20 protein-coding genes are annotated in these 23,706 nt (G+C 37.9%); 11 read left to right on the forward strand and 9 right to left on the reverse strand.

Annotation, left to right across the window (positions count from 1 at the left end; translation table 11 throughout):
- Positions 1-27: 27 nt before the first annotated feature.
- Entirely contained in the window at positions 28-720 is a 693-nt protein-coding gene (locus tag AABK36_RS15770) for an ABC transporter ATP-binding protein (RefSeq protein WP_309940400.1), read from the reverse strand.
- A gap of 118 nt (positions 721-838) precedes the next feature.
- On the opposite strand from AABK36_RS15770, the gene AABK36_RS15775 reads away from it, so the two are divergent.
- Entirely contained in the window at positions 839-2,203 is a 1,365-nt protein-coding gene (locus AABK36_RS15775; RefSeq protein WP_309940399.1) for a sigma-54-dependent transcriptional regulator, read from the forward strand.
- Positions 2,193-3,512: a sensor histidine kinase gene (locus AABK36_RS15780; RefSeq protein ID WP_309940396.1), complete on the forward strand. Its 1,320-nt coding sequence runs from the start codon at positions 2,193-2,195 to the stop codon at positions 3,510-3,512. Before AABK36_RS15775 ends, AABK36_RS15780 begins: the two co-directional genes overlap by 11 nt.
- A gap of 130 nt (positions 3,513-3,642) precedes the next feature.
- On the opposite strand, the gene AABK36_RS15785 is transcribed toward AABK36_RS15780, so the two are convergent.
- Both AABK36_RS15785 and AABK36_RS15790 read right to left on the reverse strand, forming a co-directional pair.
- Positions 3,643-4,473 carry a formyl transferase gene (locus AABK36_RS15785; RefSeq protein ID WP_309940395.1) on the reverse strand — a complete coding sequence of 277 codons (831 nt, stop codon included), beginning with the start codon at positions 4,471-4,473 and terminating at the stop codon, positions 3,643-3,645.
- 36 nt (positions 4,474-4,509) lie between these two features.
- Positions 4,510-5,895 (reverse strand): FAD-dependent oxidoreductase, encoded by a 1,386-nt coding sequence (locus tag AABK36_RS15790; RefSeq protein ID WP_309940393.1) that lies wholly within the window; start codon positions 5,893-5,895, stop codon positions 4,510-4,512.
- A 757-nt stretch (positions 5,896-6,652) separates the two neighbouring features.
- Here AABK36_RS15790 and AABK36_RS15795 point away from each other — a divergent pair.
- From AABK36_RS15795 to AABK36_RS15810, 4 genes are all read left to right on the forward strand, one after another.
- Positions 6,653-6,997: a hypothetical protein gene (locus tag AABK36_RS15795; RefSeq protein ID WP_309940391.1), complete on the forward strand. Its 345-nt coding sequence runs from the start codon at positions 6,653-6,655 to the stop codon at positions 6,995-6,997.
- A 677-nt stretch (positions 6,998-7,674) separates the two neighbouring features.
- The gene (locus AABK36_RS15800; RefSeq protein WP_309940389.1) at positions 7,675-9,153 is read left to right on the forward strand and encodes a serine hydrolase; all 1,479 of its coding nucleotides are present in this window, start codon (positions 7,675-7,677) and stop codon (positions 9,151-9,153) included.
- Positions 9,154-9,432: 279 nt separating this feature from the next.
- Positions 9,433-10,272: a hypothetical protein gene (locus tag AABK36_RS15805; RefSeq protein WP_309940388.1), complete on the forward strand. Its 840-nt coding sequence runs from the start codon at positions 9,433-9,435 to the stop codon at positions 10,270-10,272.
- A gap of 71 nt (positions 10,273-10,343) precedes the next feature.
- On the forward strand, positions 10,344-10,577 hold the full coding sequence (locus AABK36_RS15810; RefSeq protein WP_309940386.1) for a hypothetical protein: 234 nt from the start codon (positions 10,344-10,346) through the stop codon (positions 10,575-10,577).
- A gap of 5 nt (positions 10,578-10,582) precedes the next feature.
- Here the strand turns inward: AABK36_RS15810 and AABK36_RS15815 are convergent, their stop codons facing one another.
- Positions 10,583-12,103 (reverse strand): hypothetical protein, encoded by a 1,521-nt coding sequence (locus AABK36_RS15815; RefSeq protein WP_309940384.1) that lies wholly within the window; start codon positions 12,101-12,103, stop codon positions 10,583-10,585.
- A 291-nt stretch (positions 12,104-12,394) separates the two neighbouring features.
- On the opposite strand from AABK36_RS15815, the gene AABK36_RS15820 reads away from it, so the two are divergent.
- Together AABK36_RS15820 and AABK36_RS15825 are read left to right on the forward strand one after the other, a co-directional pair.
- Complete coding sequence (locus AABK36_RS15820; protein WP_309940382.1) at positions 12,395-12,967, forward strand: hypothetical protein; 573 nt, start codon at positions 12,395-12,397, stop codon at positions 12,965-12,967.
- Positions 12,968-13,286: 319 nt separating this feature from the next.
- The gene (locus AABK36_RS15825; RefSeq protein WP_309940380.1) at positions 13,287-14,762 is read left to right on the forward strand and encodes a catalase; all 1,476 of its coding nucleotides are present in this window, start codon (positions 13,287-13,289) and stop codon (positions 14,760-14,762) included.
- 22 nt (positions 14,763-14,784) lie between these two features.
- On the opposite strand, the gene AABK36_RS15830 is transcribed toward AABK36_RS15825, so the two are convergent.
- Both AABK36_RS15830 and AABK36_RS15835 read right to left on the reverse strand, forming a co-directional pair.
- A complete protein-coding gene (locus tag AABK36_RS15830) occupies positions 14,785-15,321 on the reverse strand; it encodes an ankyrin repeat domain-containing protein (protein WP_309940378.1) in 537 nt (178 codons plus the stop codon).
- Between the two features lie 66 nt (positions 15,322-15,387).
- Complete coding sequence (locus AABK36_RS15835; RefSeq protein ID WP_309940376.1) at positions 15,388-16,896, reverse strand: catalase; 1,509 nt, start codon at positions 16,894-16,896, stop codon at positions 15,388-15,390.
- 486 nt (positions 16,897-17,382) lie between these two features.
- Here AABK36_RS15835 and AABK36_RS15840 point away from each other — a divergent pair, with 486 nt between their 5' ends.
- Positions 17,383-18,462: a hypothetical protein gene (locus tag AABK36_RS15840; RefSeq protein WP_309940375.1), complete on the forward strand. Its 1,080-nt coding sequence runs from the start codon at positions 17,383-17,385 to the stop codon at positions 18,460-18,462.
- Positions 18,463-18,582: 120 nt separating this feature from the next.
- On the opposite strand, the gene AABK36_RS15845 is transcribed toward AABK36_RS15840, so the two are convergent.
- From AABK36_RS15845 to AABK36_RS15855, 3 genes are all read right to left on the reverse strand, one after another.
- A complete protein-coding gene (locus AABK36_RS15845; RefSeq protein WP_309940374.1) occupies positions 18,583-19,170 on the reverse strand; it encodes a hypothetical protein in 588 nt (195 codons plus the stop codon).
- A gap of 50 nt (positions 19,171-19,220) precedes the next feature.
- Positions 19,221-19,961, reverse strand: a complete 741-nt coding sequence (locus AABK36_RS15850) for an SDR family NAD(P)-dependent oxidoreductase (RefSeq protein WP_309940373.1) — start codon at positions 19,959-19,961, stop codon at positions 19,221-19,223.
- A gap of 82 nt (positions 19,962-20,043) precedes the next feature.
- Positions 20,044-20,457 carry a DUF4440 domain-containing protein gene (locus tag AABK36_RS15855; protein ID WP_309940370.1) on the reverse strand — a complete coding sequence of 138 codons (414 nt, stop codon included), beginning with the start codon at positions 20,455-20,457 and terminating at the stop codon, positions 20,044-20,046.
- Between the two features lie 367 nt (positions 20,458-20,824).
- Between AABK36_RS15855 and AABK36_RS15860 the strand changes: the two genes are divergently transcribed.
- Together AABK36_RS15860 and AABK36_RS15865 are read left to right on the forward strand one after the other, a co-directional pair.
- Positions 20,825-21,706 carry a hypothetical protein gene (locus AABK36_RS15860; RefSeq protein ID WP_309940368.1) on the forward strand — a complete coding sequence of 294 codons (882 nt, stop codon included), beginning with the start codon at positions 20,825-20,827 and terminating at the stop codon, positions 21,704-21,706.
- A gap of 109 nt (positions 21,707-21,815) precedes the next feature.
- On the forward strand, positions 21,816-23,636 hold the full coding sequence (locus tag AABK36_RS15865; protein WP_309940367.1) for a hypothetical protein: 1,821 nt from the start codon (positions 21,816-21,818) through the stop codon (positions 23,634-23,636).
- Positions 23,637-23,706: the final 70 nt, after the last annotated feature.

A 23,706-nucleotide genomic window follows, 5' to 3' on the forward strand; every position in this document is an offset into this window, starting at 1 on the left:
TTTCCAAAAAGTAAAACGTTCAAGCAATCAATAGATTACCGGAGCTTTGAGCACCTTTTCCCCAATGATTTTTCCATCAAATAGATGAAGGATACGATCCGTTTTGTCAGCATCAAGTTGAGAGTGCGTAACCATAATGATCGTTGAGCCGTCTTTTTTCAAATCAAGCAATAAGTCCATAACCTCATTGCCAAGGTGAGAATCAAGATTTCCTGTTGGCTCATCGGCTAGAATAAGCTTTGGCCTTGTCACAACAGCTCGCGCAATAGCCACACGCTGTTGTTGCCCTCCCGATAGCTCATGAGGCAAATGTTCTGCCCGATGAGCTATTTCAACTCGTTCCATAACTCTTTGAACTTGATCTTGCCTCTCTTTTCTAGGCAAATTCAAATACATCAACGGCAACTCTATATTGTCGTAAACATTCAGTTCATCGATGAGATTGAAGTTTTGAAAAACAAAACTGACTTTTCCCTTTCGTTTATTGCTTAACGCTTTTTCACTTAATCCGCTGACTAGCTTTTCTTCAAAATACAAAGCACCTTCGTTAGGGGCTTCCAACATGCCAAGGATATTGATCAAAGACGACTTTCCGCAACCGGAAGGCCCCATGATCGATACAAACTCGCCCTGTTTCACGTCTAAGTTTATATCATTCAGAGCAACCGTTTTTACGTTCTTACGAATGAAAACTTTTGTTATGTGACTAGCTTTTATCACAATTATGATTTAATATATTATTTAATATTTAGCATTATCACTAAATTAACGGAAATATTATCCTGTTAAAACAAATTGATACGCTTAATTTAAATATTCCAAAGGCGTAAATCTATACATGAAAAGAAAAGCCAAAGTATTGATCGTGGACGATAACCAAGAGTTATTGATCGCTTTGAAGATATTATTATCAAAACATTTTTCGAAAGTAGAGACCTCTCCTTCTCCGGAACGCATCCCTTCTCTGTTGAGCAAAAACAACTATGACCTGTTCATATTGGATATGAATTACAAGGCAGGCATAAACACTGGAAATGAAGGCTTGTATTGGCTTAATCAAGTATTGAAAATTAATCCTGAAGCGATCGTCCTGATGCTGACAGCTTACTCTGATCTTGGACTGGCAGTCAAAGCCGTAAAAGCCGGAGCTACAGATTTTATGGACAAAGCTTGGAGCGAAGCCCGCATACTGTCAGCGGTTTTCGACGCTTTTGAAATCGTGCAAAGCCGAAAAGGCTCAGTGAAAACCTCTTCGCAAAGTCATCAAAAAAATATCGCCGACACTCCGAAAACCAATTCTGCACGCATGCAAGGTTTGTACGACATGGGAAGCAAAGTCGCTTCCACTCAAGCCAATGTATTGATCTTAGGGGAAAATGGCACAGGCAAAGAAGTGATGGCTCAATGGATACATGCCAATTCCAATCGCAAATCAGAACCGTTTGTCAAAGTTGATGTGTCAGCGCTCACCTCCACATTATTTGAAAGCGAATTGTTTGGACATAAAAAAGGCTCTTTTACAGATGCTCATCAAGACCGCATCGGTCGATTTGAGCTGGCGAATGGAGGGACTCTTTTTCTGGATGAGATAGGAAACATACCTTTAGACCAACAAAGCAAACTGCTCTCAGTACTTCAAAACAGAGAAGTATTCCCTGTGGGTAGTGAAAAGCCCGTGCCCGTTGATATTCGATTGATTTGCGCGACGAATAAAGATATTCATCAAATGGTCGATGAAGGCACTTTCCGCGAAGACTTGCTATACCGTATTAACACCATTCCATTGGAACTGCCTGCTCTAAGGGATCGTAAAGAAGATATTTCTTTATTGTCAGAATATTTTCTGGAAAAATTCAATGAGTCGTATTCCAAAGACTTAACAATAGACAAAAGCGCTCATGAAGCGATGAAGTCATATGCATGGCCCGGAAATATCAGGGAACTCGAACATACAATGGAAAAAGCCGTGATCCTTTGCACTTCGGAAAAGATTCAAACCAATGACCTTTCCCTATCAGGAAAATCCCAAGCTATTGCCAATGGAAAAAGCGTTAATATTGAAGACTTTAATCTGGAAACGAACGAGAAAACGCTTATCACTCAAGCATTGGATAAAAACGAATACAACATTTCTCGAACGGCCAAGACATTGGGCATCAGCCGATCAACCTTATATGAAAAAATGAAAAAGTATGCGCTTTAATCGTTACAAAGGCAAAATAATCCTGCAAGCTTTATTGCTGGCTTTGACTCCTTTGCTTTTAGTCTTGTCGATTGATAACGAAGGGTACATATTTACGCATACGCTTTTGATTCTGATTTGGGCATTTCAAATCTGGTGGCTGATTAGATCCGTGGATATTGGCAATCGATCACTGATGAATTTCCTTAAAGCATTCAGTTTGGATGATCGAACACAGTCCTTTGCTGAAAAGCATGACGACCCGATGGTCAGCGAATTGTTTGGAGAATTCGACCGATTGATCAGCATGTATCAACGCGCGAAAATACAAGAAGAACAAAAAAGCCTCTTTGTCAAAAATATCGTATCGCATGTCGATATAGGATTGATGAGCACAGATCATGAAGGCAGAGTCAAGTCGGTGAACAAATCGTTGCAGGAACTGCTTGGTATTGGTGAATTTTCTCATATCTCAAGATTGGAAGATATCAGTAATGAACTTCCGAAAAAGCTTTGGAAAATGCCTTCAGGAAGCAATGACATGATCCGTTTTTCCACGCAAGGCAAAATGAAACTCATTATAGTGAGAAGAGCGGACTTTGAACTCGGCGAAGAAAGTATTCGACTGTTTTCATTTCAGGATATCAAAAATGAAATGGAAGAAAAAGAAATGGAAGCATGGCAACAGTTGATCAGAGTTCAAGCCCATGAAATCATGAACTCGACCAGTCCCATCACCATCCTATCGGGAACACTGCTGGACAGCGTCGAACAAAATGACAAAAAGCTGAACCCGGAAGATATAGAAGATTTAAAGTCCGGCTTGAAAGTAATTAACAAACGTAGCCAAGGGCTCACGAACTTTATGACAGCCTATAGAGATCTTACCGATGTTCCCGCTATCGATATTCAAAGTGTATCAATCAATCAAATGACGGAAAATATCAGCTATCTCTTGAAATACGCGGATTTCGCTCAATACAAATCTATTCAATTTGAGATTCCTGAAAAACTTGCCTACGATCTTGACGAAGAATTAATCGAGCAACTATTGATAAATTTAATTAAAAACGCATGCCAAGCCGATGCTGATCACATTCTGGTGAAAGCTTGCTTAAATGATAAAAGATTGACCATCTCTATCCGAGACAATGGCTCCGGCATTCCAGAAGACAAGCTGGAAGAAATATTCATACCGTTTTTCACTACAAAAGATAGCGGTTCCGGAATAGGCCTGAGCCTCGGAAGGCAAATCATGAGACTTCATAAAGGCAGGCTGGATGTATTTAGCAAAGAAGGCGAATACAGTGAGTTTAAGATGGTGTTTTGATTCTGGGTTAAAAATGACTGCTATTCTCCCCACAATTATTAACAAGACAATATACTTCTTGCCCCCTTCAAAACCTTAAATTTGAAGAGGGCTGTTTCATTAAAAATCTGAAGAGCTTAAAATGAATTATTCAATTGTCTCTTATGGCACTGTTGAATAAAGATGATTTATTTATATCAAATTTCTTTTTGAAATAGTACTTCATATCCACCCATGGAGTTCTGTCCATATGGCTATACATCTTGCCAGCATCATCTTGTTTGCTTAATTCTATTTGGCCTTGAGAGTTCAATACATTGAGAACTTCTATAAGTCTTGAAATCCCAGATTTCGCTGATTTAGCATAAAGGGCTTCATCATTGTCATTTGCCAAAACTTCCGGCTTGGCTATACTGATCACATCGCCCCCATCCAACTTATCAGTGACAAGGTGAAGCGTGGTTCCAATTTTATCAAATTCATTATTATACATGGCAAAAAATATACACTGATTGCCTTTATAATATGGCAGTACTCCTGTATGCAAATTGATAATGGGAGCCGATGCGTTTCTCACTTTTTTGCCAATAAACATGACACCACTACTGATAATAATATCAGCTTGCCACTCTCTCAAGGTAGTTGCAACGATAGGCGCGTTAACGCATTCAGGCATTAATGTCGGAATCTCTTCAGTTGATGCTTTTGATAAATTTGACTCCTGAAAAAACTTCCTCCGGGCTAATGCATCCCCATTCCATTTTCTTTTAATGCTATGATAATGGCGATACAACCACAAACGATACCTTTTTTTCCCCCATAATTTCTTCATTTGAGCGTTATCGGTTTCTATAACAACACCTACTATGGAGAAATATTGGCTTAATTGCTCTATGAGATAAGCATGCTGAGCCGAATCACCACATAAAACGGCTATTTTCAACAAATCGCCGTCTTGTTTATTAATCTCTAATTTATCCATTTTGAAAACGAGTATTCACACCAAATTTCACAATCATTATACACTCTCCACAATGGATGAAATACCTCTTATAGGATGAAAAGTTCGCTCCATACTTGTCGATTCATTATTAAGCGTATCTAAAACAGACTTGGCTATCAGCGGAGCTTGAGTGAAGCCTCCAGTATTATGCCCTCCAGTAAGAATCACAATCCCGCCATCCTCGGTATCTTGCACTTCATAAATTCCGAGACCTGTTGGGGTAAACGGACGGATGCAATACTTCCAGCCCTCATACAAAGATCCATCCAAATGGGCCAGTTCGTAAGCTTCAGGAAAGTATATCTTAACCGTCTCCAACAAACTATCATATAGTGGTTTCAAATCATCAATAGTACATTCATCGTACTTCACACTGCCTACATAACCATAGCCAGAGCCAAACACAAGTCGCTTCGCATTGCTCTCCTCCACCACTGTCACATTAGTATCCTCTCCGACATGGCCATCTTTATGAATCTTTAACGAGTTCTTTACTCCATACACATTCGGCACACTAAGCCAAATGCCTAGAATTCCATGCACTTTATTTTCACTATCCATTTGATTATAAAGATCGCCAGAATATGCCCCAAGCGACAGCACCGAATACTTTGGCCTTGTAACTTTTTCATTGATTTTCAAACCTGTAATTTTCCCACAATCACTTTTCTCAAACCCTTGAAACTCTTGCAGCCATTGAAACTCCACTCCTCTTTCTTCCAACAACTTGATAAGATTAACGCAAAAATCATGAATCTGCAATGTAAAGCCATTGCAGATCATCGCTCCACCTAGATGGTTTTGATTAATGGCTGTTTTCAAATAACCATAATCATCGATGAGCGAATCAAAATCCAACTCCTTGATAAAAGATCCGATCTTTTGATGCAGTTTTTTTGCGGCTACAAAATCTTTTCTATCACTGTATATCCTTACGATATCTTTTCTCACATTCGAGCTTTCAAATAAGTCAGGTTCTTCATACATCATTTCACTCCACATCATTCCTGATTTAATATTGATATCATAAATATCATCGCTAAACTTCACGGCATCGGATGGTGATACTCCCTGAAAATAATAAAGCCATTCAGTCTCTGTATTTCGCATCTCATTCACCACTCTCCATCCATCGTTATAAATCGTATTCTGGATAATGTCCGACATGTTTCTGTATATGTCATGCGACTTTTCATTGTAATTATCCGCTTCTGTAAACGTGAACATTCGTGCATTCTCACCTCCAAATGTAGCTCCTTGCCTTTCCGACACATTGGTCAATGGATCTGAAGAGCGATCTTTAACCATGACTTTTACGCCACTTTTATTAAGATAATACGCGGTAATCAAATTGACTATTCCCGCTCCAATTAAGACGCATTCTTTTTTCGATTTATTCATCTTTATGAGATTATGCTTGAAATGTGAAATGATAAAAAATATTATTCTGCTATTGATACGAACTTTCTTAGTAAACAACTTTTCTTAATTAGATTGAAAAAGCAACTTAATTAGATCATTTAGCTCAACTAAAAAATATTAAAATAAGTAAAATATAGCTCTTAAACATTAGTTAAGGATTAGCACTTGTTGTAACCACTTTTTCTTGTAAATAAAATAATCTAAAGCTCATATGAACAAAACAAAAAACCAAACTAAAAAACTACCAATCAATCAATTAAAAACACCCCATAGTATGATATAGTAAAACAGCAAACACTTAACACTTCAAGCCATTCAAAGACCAACACCTCTCCTTAAAATACAATTTAAATCGATTCACCTTTTTCTTTTTCCGAATTATAATAAATGCTTTTACAGTCAAATTATTTATTAAGGTGAACTAAGCTGATAGTCATTTTAATTCATCGTTTTCGACTCTAGATTTTAACTGTTAAATGAAAATAGAAGAACTCAACAATATTCAACTTACTTTATTTATTTAAATATTTTCTCTATATTTAAATAAATGAAAAGCCTTAAACATACCACTTCTTATTATTTTAAAATAAATATCTTTTATCAGTTATTTAAGTTGTTCTCATTTGTTTTTTTTCTAGGAACAATAGCCTTATTTTTTTGCAAACTTAATTTTAAAATCTTTCAGAGACTTGATATTTTATTGCCATCACTCTTTTTCATCCCGTTTGTGACTTATATGGCTGCATTATTTTTAACACAATTAAAAAATGGGTGCCTATTCATTAAAACAACTTCAGGACATATTAAAATTTTTCAACCATTTAAACTTAAGGTGAGGAAATACAAATGGGATGAACTGGATGGCTATGCAATGGGAAAAGTACGGAACCTTAATTCAGGAAAAGAAATTAAGCTTTGTGTATTATTCATAAATGATAAACCAATGTATGAGATTGGTAGCAGAGATTATTGGAGATATGAAGAAATATTAAAGATTATGAAAACGAATTCAAAATATCTTGGAAAATGTTATATCGAACCTAATACATTGTTAGGCAAAAGAATTCGAAAAGATTACTAAGTTAGATTTCAAATTTCACTTCAAAATAAATTCAAAAAACCATTAATATGTACAATCAACTCCAAATTAGGACTGCAAGTCAAGACACAATCTATTAACTTAGGTAGTATGAAAAGCAGAAGAAAATTCACCCCTGAATTCAAAGCCAAAGTGGCATTAACGCTATTAAAGAGCGGAAAACAATCGCAATCTTAACATAAGAATTCGATCTGAGTCCAATTCAAATCAACACTTGGAAACGCGAGTTTTTGAATAATGCCTCTTCCCTTTTTTGTAAAATCGAATTTGGCTTTCATCTCAAAAGCAAAGGTAAGCTCAATATTAGAACCCATCAAGGGTAAATAAACGACTGCCTCAGCGCAACACAAGCCACCCTTGACTGAACCTGATATTGAAATTTATGAAGCTCTTGAAATGAGAAACCAAAAAAGAAAATTAAATTTAACTACTTTACTGTCCTAAAAAAGGAAGAGTCTTATATACCTTCACTGTCTGATTATCCTACAACACTGTCCGACAATCGGACATTACAATTCTCCTCGACTTCCCCATACAACTGACAATCAACACTTTAAATTCATGGCATAAGGGCTGCTTCATACCATAATATCAATAACACCTTAAAAGCTTTAAGACATAAATTATAAAAGTAATTTCATCAATCTAATCTAAACGTCATGAAAAATTTGATCCTCGCTTTAACCTGCTTCGCATGCTTTAGCTGTCAATCAGCAAAGAAAAATGAAGAAAACCCATTTAAGGTTCATGCAAAACTGATCGATCAATACGCTGAAAGTTCTTTGAAAAAGGGCAATATTAATTCACTGGCTATCGCTGTCTACAAGGAAGGTATGATATATCAGAATTATTATGGTGAAATGGACAAAGGCCAAAACAATCAACCCAATGACAAGACCCTTTATGAAATTGCTTCGATCTCAAAAATCTTCGCAGGGACATTGGCTGCCAAAGCCGTTCTGGAAGGGAAATTTAAGTTGGAAGATGATATCAGAATGTATTTAGATGGAGATTACTCTAATCTTGAGTTTGAAGGAACTCCAGTGACAATACAAAATTTGCTAACGCATACTATAGGCTTCAACAATCCCGACAGACTGAAAGAGATCTTTGAAAAAACAAATGAAGGCTATTACGAAAACAAGGCATTTGAATATGACATGACCGATTTCCTTGGGGAATTAAAATCTGTCAACCTGCATAAAAAGCCGGGCACTCATTATCAATACAATAGCTCAGGTCCTGAGCTTGTCGCTTATATATTATCCAAGACTTACGAAAGGCCTTATGAAGACTTGCTTATGGATTTATTCGCTGAAATAGGCATGAACAATAGCTATTTGCAAAACTACGATCAACATAAACAATACCTGTCCAATGGCTATGGAGAGCATCATCAAGTGGCCTCTATCGACAAGACGCCATTATTAGGAGGAGCTTCTGGAGTCATTTCCACATTGCCGGATATGATAAAGTTCATGAAGTTTCAGATGGAAAGCGACAATAAATACATCAGCGAATCTTATAGATATTTATTCCAAAGCGAAGAAAGCAATATGGGCTACCTTTGGGAAGTCGGCGAAGGAGAGAAAGAAGGCTTCTTTTATGCAAAAACGGGAACAGCGAATGGCATCCAAAGCGGTTTATTTCTTTGCCCAACGAGCAATTATGCCATAGTCTTGATTATGAATAATAATTCGGAAATAGCTTTCAATGACTGGGTGAACTTGTATTATAAAATTGAGAATGATTTGATCGACTATCCAAAGATTAACCTAGTTGCATACCTAGAACCTGAGCTGATTAATAATACAGAGAAAGCGATCATAAAATACCATAAGCTAAAAACTGACACTGCTAATTTTGTCGCTGGCTCATCTTATTACATGAATGCTCTAGGCTATGATTTGATCGCGCAAAACAAATTCGACAAGGCCATAGAAATATTTGAGTTTGCGGTTTCTGAAAATCCAGAAGACGCTAATTTATTCGATAGCCTCGGGGAAGCTTATTTCTTAGCTAAAGATTATAGAAAATCTGCTGATAACTTCAAAAAATCACTGGAATTAAACCCTGACAACTCCAATGCTGAGGAGTATCTTGAAAAAATCAGTGAATTGAGAAATAAACTCAATTAATGAACAAAGCAAATTGGTTAGACTAACTTCAGTTAGTCTATCTTTATCATTTATTATTATTTCTTCTTGTCAAAAAAAATCGAATTTCTACATGACTTAAAAGCTAAAAATTTTATAATGAGAATGAAAGCTAGTCTTGACCATATTTATCAATGAATCAAAGCATACTTAGCTTTTTGGATAAAAAAATATTAACAATAAAAATACAAATATTAATTTTTTAAATTTAAAAAACAGCAACCTACATTAAAACAAATTCAACACTTAATATTCACAATATTGAACACTACATTATACGGAAAGATATTAACTACATACTATAATTTTAACGTAAATAATTGGAATTTTTTAAACGTAAATTCAAATCAACTAGAATTGAATTATAATTGGGCACGCAAACTATATACATCAAAAAAAGAAATATATCCATGGGCTATTCGCGATGATATACAAAACTTATTTTACTTAAGTTTAACTTGTAGTAATCAAAATGAAGTATATAAAAAGTTAAATAATTCGCAAACAAAAAAGATCAGTAATGAACATATAAAGCTTATCGATTACTTTTGCCTGAACCTTGATCTTTTCAACAAAAACTTATCAATTCGTCATTATCATAAACAAATAGATATATTGCTTGAAAAGTGCGACACGAATATTTTAATAAAATATATTTACTTGATATTAGAAAAAGCCAATCTTTGGTTTGATCCAGGCTACTCTTGGACAAGTGACTGCATGAATATTTTATACACTACTAGTAACATGATCTCCAACAACTTTGTCTTAGATTATACACAGTCAAAATCATTTGAAAATATAGGAAGTGAATATTATTATACATTTAAGCACTATGATCAACAAATGAATTCATTTTATTTGCTTAAAAAATTATGTCAACAAATAAATAATAAAAAAACGACAAGTATTGATTTAAAGACGTTTGCAAAACAAGCAAATAATACTCTTGATATTTCTATTTACTACCTAATTGATTATAAAATAAAAAATGATATTTCTGAAGATTGGAGACTTGAATTATTAACAGACAACTTAAGAAAACGAGAATTGCACTGGAGCTTGAGTATCCTTAAAAAACTAATTCACAATGATCTATGAAAAAAAGTCTCATCATTTTACTTCTAATCATAATATATTCATGCGGAGAAAACAAAATTAAATACTCAGCTATGAATGATTTAGTCATAGGTGTGCAACAAGTCATATTATATGAAAACGAAAACTTTTACATAGAACTTGGTTTAGGTGGCGCATCCGGCAAATATCAAATACTAAATGATACCGTATTTCTCTTTTATGAAAAAAAGCCAAATAGTTTCCCTGACAAGCTAATAATAAAAGATATGTTTATTCAAACCTTACCCAGCAGTATGCATAATGAATCCATCAAAATCAATAGGTAAAACTTTTAATCAAAAATCGGCCGTCGAATTTCGGTTGATTTATAGCCATAGCGAGTAGCGTTGAGATGCGGATGCATCCGATCCACGCTTCCATCCGCAAGCTTGTCCATAAACCTTAAATACATTTCCTCAAAAGAAGCCGGCAACTTCTCCTCAAGCAAGTCGCCCAATAGGTATGCTCTCATTGAGGCCAATGAAGTCAAAGCCCCTGGAGCTCCCAGCGAAGTGACAACACCGGGTTTAAACCTTGCCGTAGATGTGCGCTTAAGTTCCTCCAAATGACTCGTTATATCCACTCCATAAACTGCCAAAAACAAATCCACAACATATTGCAAGCGACTAACGTCGATTTGATTTCTTCTCGTTCTAACCAGTCTTTCCCTCGCTTCATCCAGCTCGGAAGCCATGAATATTTTCAACCTGCCTTTTATTCTTTCTTTAGTGGATAAATGTCTTGGCGAAGTTTCTTCCAAAAACTTTTCCCAAGGCTCCTCTTCCACATCCTTCAAATACTTCATCCCTAACCTGTAGCCTACACTAGGATCCTTGCCCCATGAGATTCCCTTTGCAACCCATTGCGTGAAAGGCATCATCGCATCATTCATCCAATGTTCATGGTCATTGAAAAAATCAACCAATACTGCCAACATATCATCCAATAAAGCGTCATCAATTACATAAATGACCATCGTCTCTATCCGATCACGAACCTGAGCTCCCGAACACACTTTGATCGATCGCGTCTTCTTGAACAACTTATGATATACAAAGCTAAATGCAGGCTCAATAAAATCTCCCTTAATGCTCAAGTAGATCTTGGAACAAGTTTCTCTGGTTTGATCAATGTCTCTTGCATCTGGATTATTGATATGATAAAACCCTTTCTTATGCGTTCTCATTATTTTTCTGGTTTCGGAAGAAAATGACATCGTCTCATGTTTGCTTCCATGCTGCCACATGAATTTCTTCACACTCAGATTTTTAAACATTTTGATCAAGCTTTCCTGTATTTCTTCTTCAGACAATTGTTGCTCTTGGCCAATTCCCTCAAGCGAATGGCTCTGAGCATTTGCCACCTTATAGCAAAACTCTTGATAAGGAATATTCAGCTCCAAGCCTCTCTCAACTTTCTTCCATATCGCGGTTAAATATTGAAGCATAGAGTCAAAACTGCTGTCTTTCTCATCCAAATCCACACTCAAATCCGAAAGCTTAACCGCATACTCTCCTTGCGGCGCCAGCACTTTCACCCATACTTCCTCGGACTTGTCAAACGGCGGAATAGCTTTTTGCTCATGGTCAAAAGGAAGCAAAGTTCCTTGCTTCACAGCAAATGATTTCTTAATTGCTTTGTCATTGACTCTTTCCCAATGAATAATCTGAGTGTCTCGTTTCGCTTTTGCGGTTTCAAACAGCGCTTGTATGGGCAAGGGATTTACAGGAGGCATTATGCTTCGACTCGACATGCGGGAATTAGAACGTCTATGATGTGACGCTTTCAGATCTTTGGCTTTGAGTTGACGCATTTATCCCATTCATTCAATTAACTATATTTTTAATAGAAATGCATGAAATATGTTCATCAATGCATGCAATAGCTCGCACTTATTCGAAGAAATACTACCTTTCCACACCTCCACAAGCTCAAATTCAACAAATAAATAAGAAAAACCATCAATCTATTCATTATCATAATATTTAGCTATTCTAATACTTTAGTATCTGATTTAAAGAGCTTTAAAATTACAATCTATTTAACAAAACATCATTTTACTTATTCGGTAGTAGAGTTAGTTCAATAATTAAATGAGAAGATTATGAAGAGATTGAGAATTTTAACCTTGTTTTTTTTATCCTTAAGCATGGCATGCCTTATGGGTGCCTGCAACAATGACGACGACAGTCCCGCGCCAGCAAATGTCAACAATGCAGGCAACAACAACTCAAACAACAATGGCAATAACAACGGAAACAGTTCTGACGATAATGGCGATGGCACAGTCAACCAACTAAATGGAAAATTTGAGAATGTGTCATACAGCAATGGTTTTGATATTTGTCCCGGATCATACACAGACACAAGAGTTTATCAATTCAATGACAACAATACATTTACGTACAACTACCAATCGCAAGGGCCGTGTTCAAGCACAAGTTCTCAAGAAGGATCTTTTGAACAAAGCAAATACACTCAAGCGCAACAAGATGAAGTGGATGCGGATATAACCTCTATGGATGTCAAGCTTACAGGTGTTATCACTTTGAAAGTTTCAAACAGAGACGATCAAGTATATCCAATCCAAGAAGACGATGATGGCTTTTGGTTATTTTACAAAACTTCAAGCGATAGCGACGCCAATTATAATGGACGTTATTATACAAAAGAATAATATTGTATTTTATGCATGGGAGCAATCTTTCCCATGCTTTTGACCTTCATTCAACGACTCCCCATCTCAGCGCACGCACTCACAATTTCCATGACAATTGCGGTGTTCCGTATTGAGTATTGTCATTTTCAGCAATTTAGATTTAAACTAAGTTTACACTTCTCGATATTAAAAGTATATCGTATTAGACATTCTATTAAACAGTATTTTTTTAAATCCAGCTTTGGCTCTAAGTGATCGTTTGCCCCTTTGATAACCCTATCAATTGGGAAACTATATTCAAGAAAGCCATTGCTGTTAAAGATTATTTAAACGGAATATGGATAAATCTAAATTAACTGCTCAAAATGGAGCTCCCATTAGCGATGACAACAATAGCATCAGCGTAGGGAGTCGTGGACCTCTTACATTTGATAATTGGCAATTAATGGAAAAGCTAGCTCACTTCAACCGTGAGCGTATTCCCGAACGAATTGTTCATGCCAGAGGCTATGGAGCTTACGGAACTTTCCGATTGACAAAAGACCTAAGCGAGTTTAGTTGCGCGAAATTTTTGCAAAACACGGGAAAGGAGACTCCAGTATTCGCGCGTTTTTCTACAGTAGCTGGAGGCCAGGACTCTGGAGACTATGTCAGAGATGTGCGTGGTTTTGCCTTGAAGTTTTACACGGAAGAAGGCAATTGGGATATGGTTGGAAACAATACGCCTGTGTTTTTTCTTCGGGATCCGCAGAAATTCCCAGACTTTATACATTCTCAAAAAAAAGATCCTAAAACCAATCTGCCAAATCCTGCGCATCATTTTGAGTTTTGGGCCAACAATCCGCAGTCTCTGCATCAAATCACTATCCTAATGTCCGACAGAGGCATCCCCTTTAGTCTAAGGCACATTAATGGCTACTCCTCCCATACATTAAGCCTTTGGAATGATGCGAAAAAAAGATATTGGGTGAAATGGCACTTTAAGACCAACCAAGGGATTAAAACGCTCAACAATGAGCAAGCGGCTCAAATGCCTGCACATGGCATGCAAGAAGACCTTGTGCAATCCATTCAAAATGGCGATTTTCCAACTTGGACGGTACATTTGCAGATCATGCCGGAGCATGAAGCTATTGATTACAAAATCAATCCTTTCGATCTTACAAAAGTCTGGCCTCATAGCGACTATCCGCTTATAGAGATTGGTCAGCTAGAGCTAAACCGCAATGTGGGAAATTACTTTTCCGAAACGGAACAAGCGACCTTCAGTCCTGCCAATGTAGTTCCCGGCACCGGAGTCTCACCTGATAAAATGCTGCAAGCAAGGCTTTTCGCTTATGGAGACGCTCATCGTTACAGAGTTGGCGCAAATCATAACCAACTGCCTGTAAATGCACCTCAGTGTCCGGTGAATCACTATCAAAAAGACGGAGCTATGGCTGGCATGTGCCCTTATCACAATAATACGCCTAATCCTCAAAACGCGTCTGTCAACTTTTATCCAAATGATCGCACTGAAAATGGAGCTCCTGCGCATACACCAGAAATCAGCGAGCCTGAAATGATCGTCAATGAAGCGAATATTGGAAAATATGACAGCAGAGATGAAGACAACTTCTCCCAAGCAGGTGAGCTATTCCGCTTGATGACGCCTAAGCAGCAAGATTTTCTTACTGGTAACATCGCTGATGGACTATCCTACGCTTCTCCATATGCTCAAGAACGCATGATTTCATTCTTCCAACAAGCCGACCCATTATATGGAAGCCTTGTAGAAGAGAAACTATTAAATGTATTGGAAACAACCGTTTAAACTTATCATAAAGCCTATTAAGCTAATAGGCTTTATTTTTACTTAATAATTCCACGATAACCATATTTCCTTGCGCTTTAGCATGATCTATAGGACTCATTCCCCTAATATCCTCTAAGTTTGGATTCGCTCCTTTGGAAATAAACAATCTTACCAAATCCTCATGCCCAAATGTGGATGCAAAAGTCAAGGCAGTAGCCTTGTTATGATTAGCCGCGTCAATCTCAGCACCCGCCTTAAGAAGCTTTTCAGCCAGAGCATAATAACCTTTGAAAGAAGCTCCCATAAGTGCCGAATTTCCTGAGTTATCCTTCAAGGAAACCGAAGCGCCTTGCTCAAGCAAGTAATCAACTATTTCCTCTTGCTCATTGTACACCGCTAAAATCAAAGGGCTATACCCTTTGTAATCTTGTCTGTCAATGGCTTTCGGGTCTATCGATAAAACCTCTTTGACAATTGCCAAATCCCCGCTTCTGGCAGCATGGAATATGTCATCATTCATCGCAGTATAGCTTTTGACCGATATGATCCCCAAAAGCAATATAAACACAGCTTTCATACCTTTTTATTTTATAAACCTAAACTTCAATTAAAATTCAGGCGGAAGAACTCCGCCTGAGCATTATTACAAAAAGTCAAAAAATGAAAATCCAAGCGCTTTAGCGACACGCATCCCATAATCCTTATCAGCTCTATAAAAATACGTGATCATAGTCTTTTGAATCTCCTTGTCATTGACTTGGCCCAAATCACCGCTCAAATTATTAATCAAACTTTCTTTTTCATCCTCAGTAAGCGACCTGTAAAAATCACCCGCTTGTTGATAGTCATTCGTTTTGGAAATCTTCTCCTGAGTGATTGTTACTTTTTCCAATGATGTTTTAGAATACTTGTAGGACGGAGTATCGGAAGCTTTGCTTTTTCTGCTGGGCTGATAGTTAACATCTGCTTGATCAAACCCCTGATTTCTGCCGCTCGAATAGCTGTCGGAATTATAGTTCACAACTTTATTTTTCGGCCTGTTGACATCGCTTTGCAAATAATTGGGGCCTAGCCTATGTCGGTGCGTATCAAAATATGAAAAAAGCCTGCCTTGCAAAAGCCTGTCCTCAGAAGGCTCGACCCCAGGAATCAATGACCCCGGAGAGAAAGCGATGGACTCAACTTCCTGAAAATAATTAACAGGATTTCTGTGAAGTGTCATCGTTCCTATCTTAATTCGTTGAATCTTGTCCTCAGGCCAATCCTTAGTCGCATCCAAAGGCCAAAAATCAAACGAATGCATATCTTCTGACTTGATCATCTGCACATAAAGATCCCACTGCGGATACTTTTCAGCTTCAATGTCTTCAAACAATGAAACTGTAGCATGCTGCCAATCCTTAGCCTGTTGTTGAGCGGCTTCCTCCACGGTCAAACTTTTCTCTCCTTGCTTGGACTCCCAATGATACTTCACATAGATCACTTCTCCATTCGAATTCACCCACTTGAAGCCATGCACACTGCTTCCATTCATGTATTGATACCCCTTTGGAATTCCCAAATCCGTCCAAAGACGAGTGATCATATGCGTAGCCTCCGGAACATGGGAGAAGAAATCGAAAAATCGATTAGGGTCTTGCTTGTTCGTAACCGGTGAAGGCTTCAAGGAATGAACCATATCCGGAAACTTTATAGCGTCTCTTATGAAAAATACCGGCAGATTATTCCCTACGATATCATAATTTCCTTGCTCGGTATAAAACTTCACGGCAAAACCTCTTGGATCTCTAGCGGTCTCAGGAGAGCCTTTTCCATGAATTACTGTGGAAAATCTCACAGCGACTTCCGTTTTTAAATTTTGCCCTTGAAAAGGCGCCGCCATCGTATACTCCGACATGTCTTTCGTTGACTCGAAAACGCCAAAAGCGCCTGCTCCACGCGCATGCACTACTCTCTCAGGTATTCTCTCGCGATCAAAAGCTGCCAACTTTTCAATCAAATGCATATCTTCTAACAGCACTGGACCATATTCCCCTACTGTTTTTGAATTCTGATTATCACCTATTGGAGCTCCAGTATTAGTGGTCATTTGTTGAGCGTTAGCAACAAAATACAACTGCAAAATAAAAATAAAACTAAATAACTTTTTCATGCTTTTTCCTTTCTTGTTCGTTGAACAAAATAAAGCAAAAGCCTCTTATAATGAAAATTGATGAAATTACCATACCAATAGATAAAAACTATAAAACTTATTAATCAAGATTCCGTAATAGCTCTAATTTATAAATTCACCTATAACTTAATTGAATTTTTCATAGTTCTTCACTCGGCTTCATGAATGCTACCATTTAGTTGATAATGACTTAATTTGATTTAGAATAAAATGAGGGAGCTTTATTTCTAATAACACTAAACTCGCAAGATTACTATATATTCGATATATTTCAAATGTATTTTCAATTGACCAAAGCAGGTTATCTTTCAAGAAGATCCAACTCAAAAATAGACAATATATCATTGAATTGAAATATGATAATATATATTCAAGAGATCTTGTCTTTTCCAACTCAATACCATGCATAATCCCGACGAGATTGATATTTTTATAGCCACTTATTGAGAAATCAAATATCATATTATGATAACGTTCAAAAATTGCCTGATAGGTATAATGATGTGCCTATTCACCTTGCCAAGCTTCTCAGAAAAAGAATATAACAAAGCCAATCGATATGCGAATGCTTATCAAAAGTACTTAAACGCTAATTGTCCATTGGAAAAAGATGAAATCAAACATTTTGTTTATTTCTCAAGAAATAGAGACCAACTTCAAAACCATTCGCTTATAAATACAGAAAGAATTGCCGGCGCGCAAATTATGTATTCATGGCGACAATTAGAGCCAAGCGAAGGTGAATATGATTTTTCCATCATCCATGAAGACTATGAATATCTCTTAAGACACAAAAAATCTCTTTTTATTCAACTTCAAGATGTCTCATTTCAGGCAACATACAAAGCTGTACCTGACTATTTACTCAGCGAAGAGTATGACGGAGGCTGTGTAGCTTCCGCTGAAGAAGAAGGATGGGTTGCTAAACGGTGGAATAAAAATGTCCAAAAAAGGTGGGCGTTGCTATTACTAGAGCTAGGACGAGAGTTTGATGGCCTCATTGAAGGAATCAACCTGCAAGAGACTGCGGCAGGGTCAAGCGATCCCCATGACACTGCATTTAACTATGAGCGATATGCAGAGTGTATTAAGGAAAATATGCTCGCCCTTAAAAAAGCATTCCCTAAATCTGTTACAATGCAGTATGCGAACTTTATGCCGGGGGAATGGCTACCTTGGGATGACAAAGGGTATTTGCGTTCGATATATGAATATGGAGAAAAAATCGGCGTGGGACTCGGGGGGCCCGACTTGATGGTTCAGCGAAAAGGCCAACTCAATCATTTGATCGCGCTGATGCATGAAGGTGATTTCTCAGTTCCATTGGGCATTGCAATTCAAGATGGAAACTATATTGGCAAAACAGGAGCAGACAAAGACTATAATGAACATGCTGAAAACTCTTCATCCGCAGAAAGCCCCAATGTTGTTCCATTATTGCATGCGTTTGCCAAAGACTTCTTAAGAGTCAACTACATGTTTTGGGTAAATCAAGCTCCATACTTCGACATGCATGTCGCACCTTGCTTATCAGATAATCAATAAGTCTCATCTTTGCTTAATGACTCGCTATACCTTTCAATCTCATAAAAAAACGAGTTTCAATAAAGCCTGCCTCAAAGCATAGCTCATCAAAACTCGTTGCATTTTTAACTTTATTGATTATTATTTTTCTGCTCTCCAGTTTTCCGAAAATGCCAAGGCTCCTGTGCTGAATGGCGTTCCATTCATGTCCATCGGCCATATTTGTCCCGAAGCTAATTTGCCATTAAGAGTCAAATAAGCCTGTTCTGCTGGAATCATCACTGCGTTGACTCCATACTTTCTACCGGGAACGCTAATCTCCTCGTCTTGGACCAATATGGGATGCTTCATATTATTCCAAGTCATAACGACAAGGTCTTCTTTGCTTTTGATTACCTGCGTCCATGAAGCTTTCACATCTCCAAGGTGCGAAAACTCCGCTTCAATAACAGGAATTGATTGATCCGCGGTTTCGGGAACTAACATGCCTTGCACTGTCGACTGCATCCAGCGTGTCATTTCAGGATTGTCAGTATAAATTCTCCACTGATTGTCGGTCAATTCGCTTTTAATAAACAAAGCATGTCCGGGGCCTTTTTCCGAATAAGTTATTGTCCAAACACTAGCCTCTGTAGTACGAGGCCCTCCTTCAGTTTCAGATAGCCAAATGAACGGATTTTCTCCATTAACTATAATTCTGCCGGGTAATACACTTGGAATAGATGCCATAACTCTTCTTATTATTATGTAAATTGAAAGTTCTAATTTTAATTATTAATCTAATTAATACCGTATCCTCCATCAACGGCAATCACTTGGCCTGTAGTCCATGATGTCTCAGGACTTGCCAGCCAAACAATCCAACGACTGATATCAGAAGGAATGCCTCTCCTTTTAAGAGGATTTGAAGAAGCTTCTTGCTCTTCCACCTTTTTCGCATCTTCTTTCGAAAGGCCCATCATGCCTGTAAGCGCTCCTGACTTGGTGGGACCAGGCGCTATGGAATTCACTCTTATATCAGGAGCCAATTCCAATGCCCACGTTTTAGTTAAGTAATCCAGAGCTGCCTTGCTCGCTCCATAATGGGAAATCCCCGGAATCGCTTTGCTTGAAACGGCGCTTGAAATATTGATCACCGTTCCTTTTGACTTTCTTAAATATGGAATACTGAGCTTTGTCAGCAAGCTGGTGCCTACGATATTAACAGTAAATACATTCGCAACTTGCTCAGCGGTAACATCCTCCAACTTGGAAGTCAAGCCTGCTCCGACATTATTAACCAAAACGTCTATTTTTCCCCACAAAGAGATTGCCTTTTCAACAATTAGTTTCGCGCTGTTTGGATCTTTGCCATCAGCAACCAAATGCTCTATATTGGAATGAAGACGACTGACTTCTTCCAGCCTTGAGTTATCACGGCCTGTTATCAAAACATTGGCTCCCAAAGTCGCAAAATCAAACGCGGCTTCCCTGCCGATGCCATTGCTGCCACCAGTTATAATTATAGTCTTATCTTTCATTTTTCTTCAGTTAATATTGAATATCAAATGCATGAGATTATTATCCCATTCTTTCTCACGCATTTGGAAAACATTAAGGAATTTATAGAGGACGCAAGAAAATAGCCTCCCGAATCACCTGCCAACGTCCGTCTTCAAAACGAAACTCAATATTGCAAAGCAATCTCATTTCCTCGCCAGTCATACCGCTATGCTTTCTCGTCAAGACGCAAACTGCGGTGTTTCCGATAATATTGAAATCATGCCAATCAGCCCAAGTATTGAGTTGTGTTTTTCCCTCTTCAGCCTGCTTGGCAAAATGTTCAATAAACTCCCTCTTATTGTAAGTAATCACTTTGCTGTCCGGCATTACCAAAGTCGTATGAAAATCCTTGTGGTAAATTGTTTCCAATGCGCCTACATCAAAATGAGTTGCCCGATCAATCAAATGATCCATGGCTTCGCGTATTGCTTCTTTGGTATGGGTTTGGTTTTGAGAATTTGATTGTGTTGACATCGTAATAATCATTAAAACAGTTAAACATATTTCTTTTAGCACTTTCATTTGAAAATTCTTTAAATGACTAATTGTTTTTATTACACTGCAAAGATCCGAACTTAATGCCTACGAAAAACAACCAAAAAACAGCTATGAACTCCCATTTTGATAACTTGGTAAAAAATTCATGAACCAAAACATCATATTCATCCGCCTATACTATAAAAATCTAAACCACATAGTATATCCCTGAGTACAACAAGAATATAATCAACTAGATCAAACTGAATTTAATCAAAATCACAGAAGCCTCTTTTTCAATTCATACGCAAACAATAAAAATCAACATCTGTTCTGACTTTGTAAATGTTAAAAAACGAATGTCATGAAACCTTATTACCTAATTTTATTATTTGTCATTGGATTCATATCCTTTTCATGCAACAATGATGAGTCGGAAGCTCTGAATCAAGAGTTGAACATGCTTATCGGACAGCTACCAGAAACTGGAAATGTCTTTGAAGCTTTCGAAGTGGATGTTCACTTGTCTCATACTGACAGACTCAACAATATCCAGTTGCATAAGGGAGATAGCTTGACAATGACTGCCAGCGGAAATGACTTTACAGGAGGCACTTACAAGCTCAGATATACTCCCGTATATTCAGATATTGGCAAAAATGTAAACTTCAGGGTAACAGCCACTTTAAACTCAGGCCTGACGCAAAGTCGCAACTTCTCCATCAATTTCAATTCAATAGGTTCAGAAATCATCACTGATACCGTTAAATTGAAAACCCGCACAGGCACTACCATAATGTTATCCTTGGAAGAGTCTGGCGTGGTAATTCAAAATAATACATCCACAGACCTTAGAATAGGCACTAGAACAGCTTACGCTAATTCAGCGATACCTGTGGCATTTGCCTATACAGACTTGTACGCGCCTTATTTATCAGATTACTTTCAAAGTTCACATCCAAATTTCAATGCGATAAAAACTCCCGAAGACTTGTTTGACAACTATGTTAAAAACTTCACTGTCTCTTACAAAGAACAAAGAGATTATCAAGGCAGAGGGTTTTCATTTTTTTACGGAAGCACTGGCCCTTACGGCAACGGAGCGAGTGTAATAAGAATCAGAACCAATACCGGCGCCTATGGATTCATCAGGGTTTTGAGGAATCATATAGACGACCCAAACAGTTTTTCACAAAACTTGAACGGAGAGTTTGATTTTATTATCAAATACGTTTTAGAAAAATAAGCATGCCACGGTTGGTTTTGTAAGAATAGCTAGCCGTGGACTTTCTTATTTCACAACAACCTTAACAGTAGCAAACTGTGTGAATAGTATGGCCACTTGAATTTCCATAATGCTTTTTGACAACAGCCTCGCCTTTTCATCCAAATCTCGTCTATCTAAATCTAGGCCGCTTTCGGTTGCCAAAGAACCTCTTCAAATGACTATTGGCAAGAAGTATAATCAAAGCACAAGCCAAAATCTGCCTATTCAAATGTTAATGGATAGCGAAGCCTTCAGCGCTGCATCCAGAACATATGATTCACCGGGATCCACTTCAGGCATTGCCAAACTGTTGAAAAAATTTCATGATGCGCAAAAACTATACGATGAAACATCCAGAGAGAACATGCAAGCTTGGGCCGATAAGTCAATGGAGTTGCTGCTAAAGCTTGAGTTGAAAGTAAATGAATGGTACAGTTCATCGCCAATACACTATTTTGAAGATCGGAGAGTGGATCCTCCTCGGCCTCAATACAGGTTTTGGCCATCATACTACCTGCTTTCGGAGTTGCTTGAGCAAGTCGCAGAAGAAAGAAGGCTTTGCGTAGGGACAATCATCTGTTTCGGGCTTGACCTATGGTCTCCAGTCAAAAAGAAAGTAAAACCATCTGTTATTCAAAAAATCTGGCAAGATATATTATGCAAACGAGGAAATATCATCTTAAGCGAAATTCCCGAAGAAATCGTAGGTTCATGCCCAGTCAAAGATTGGGATAAGGAATTTAAAAAATCTAAAGCCCAAACGGAACCAGCAATACCCAGTACTACTCAAAGCGAAACCTCTCATCAACCAGCAATACTACCAGCTGATCAAGGAGCTATAGCCTTGCCTCCTCCTAGAGCCGCAAACCAAGATGAGTTTATTCCATTCAAGCATGTTCCTTATCAAAAAGGTCCAACACCCACAGATGCCAAAATAAAAAAATCAACTTGCCTGAAAACAGAGGGACAATTGCATCAGATAAAACAAAAAGAAAAAGAGCGCAGGGACAAATTTGCCAAACAATGGGAAAAGGACGACTTCGAATCCACGCCTAGATCAAAACAAGTTAAATTCAAACCTGAAGTTGCTGTCGAAAACTTCCGTCATGCCGCGAATGAAGCATTTCCACCGCCATCCACTGCCGGTGAACTCTCAAGCCCCAATTACCTTCTTCACATAAAACTATTAAGAAACAAAGAGCGAACGCTTAGCGGACCTTCAAATTTTTACTGGGACATTAGAGCGGATTTGGCCAGAATGCTCCAACAAGAAGAAACTGCAAAGCTTTTAGCCGATATTGCCAACAGCAGACCCAATCAACCTATATACATAGAAGCTGTACAAGGCCAACATCCCATGAAATTCGAAATAAGATTTCTGGGAAGCGACTATCATAAATCATTGGATCAACAATATCTTGAAAAGGGAGACAGAGAACTTATGGAATATATTCATAGTAAAGAAAAAAGCATGCTCGAAGGCTCATTAACAAAAAGTTCTCGTTTCTTGCCAACAAGCAGAGAACCCGACTTTTCCGACACAGTGGTCATTGATGAAAAGTATCTGCCGGAACATCCTATCATACTCGAATTGTCGACGCATCGCATCGATGAGTCAGCAGTATTTGTCCCCACCTATCCTTGGAGCAGCAGGCAAAACAGAGGGGCAATAAGCTTCTACCCTTCATTCTTTATCCTCATGTCAGGCTTATCATATGCCGATTTGTCCAGAAAGGGAATCTTTTCAGAGCATACTTATGGCGAGGAATTTCTCTTTGGCACTGAAGATCAAACTCGCCAAGCGCTCAACTTGGGAAGCGTTGCCCATCCTTCTTATTTATTCTGGCAAAAAGAAATGTACCCTTTCACCACCGAAGACTCTGGAGACAGATTGGATCCGCTGGATTAACCAAACTCAACAAATCGCCAACTATTATCAAAAAATACTCTACCACTCTAAGAATCTGAATAAAATTCAA

Origin of the sequence: Aureibacter tunicatorum (assembly GCF_036492635.1) — a bacterium.
Taxonomy (GTDB): Bacteria; Bacteroidota; Bacteroidia; order Cytophagales; family Cyclobacteriaceae; genus Aureibacter; species Aureibacter tunicatorum.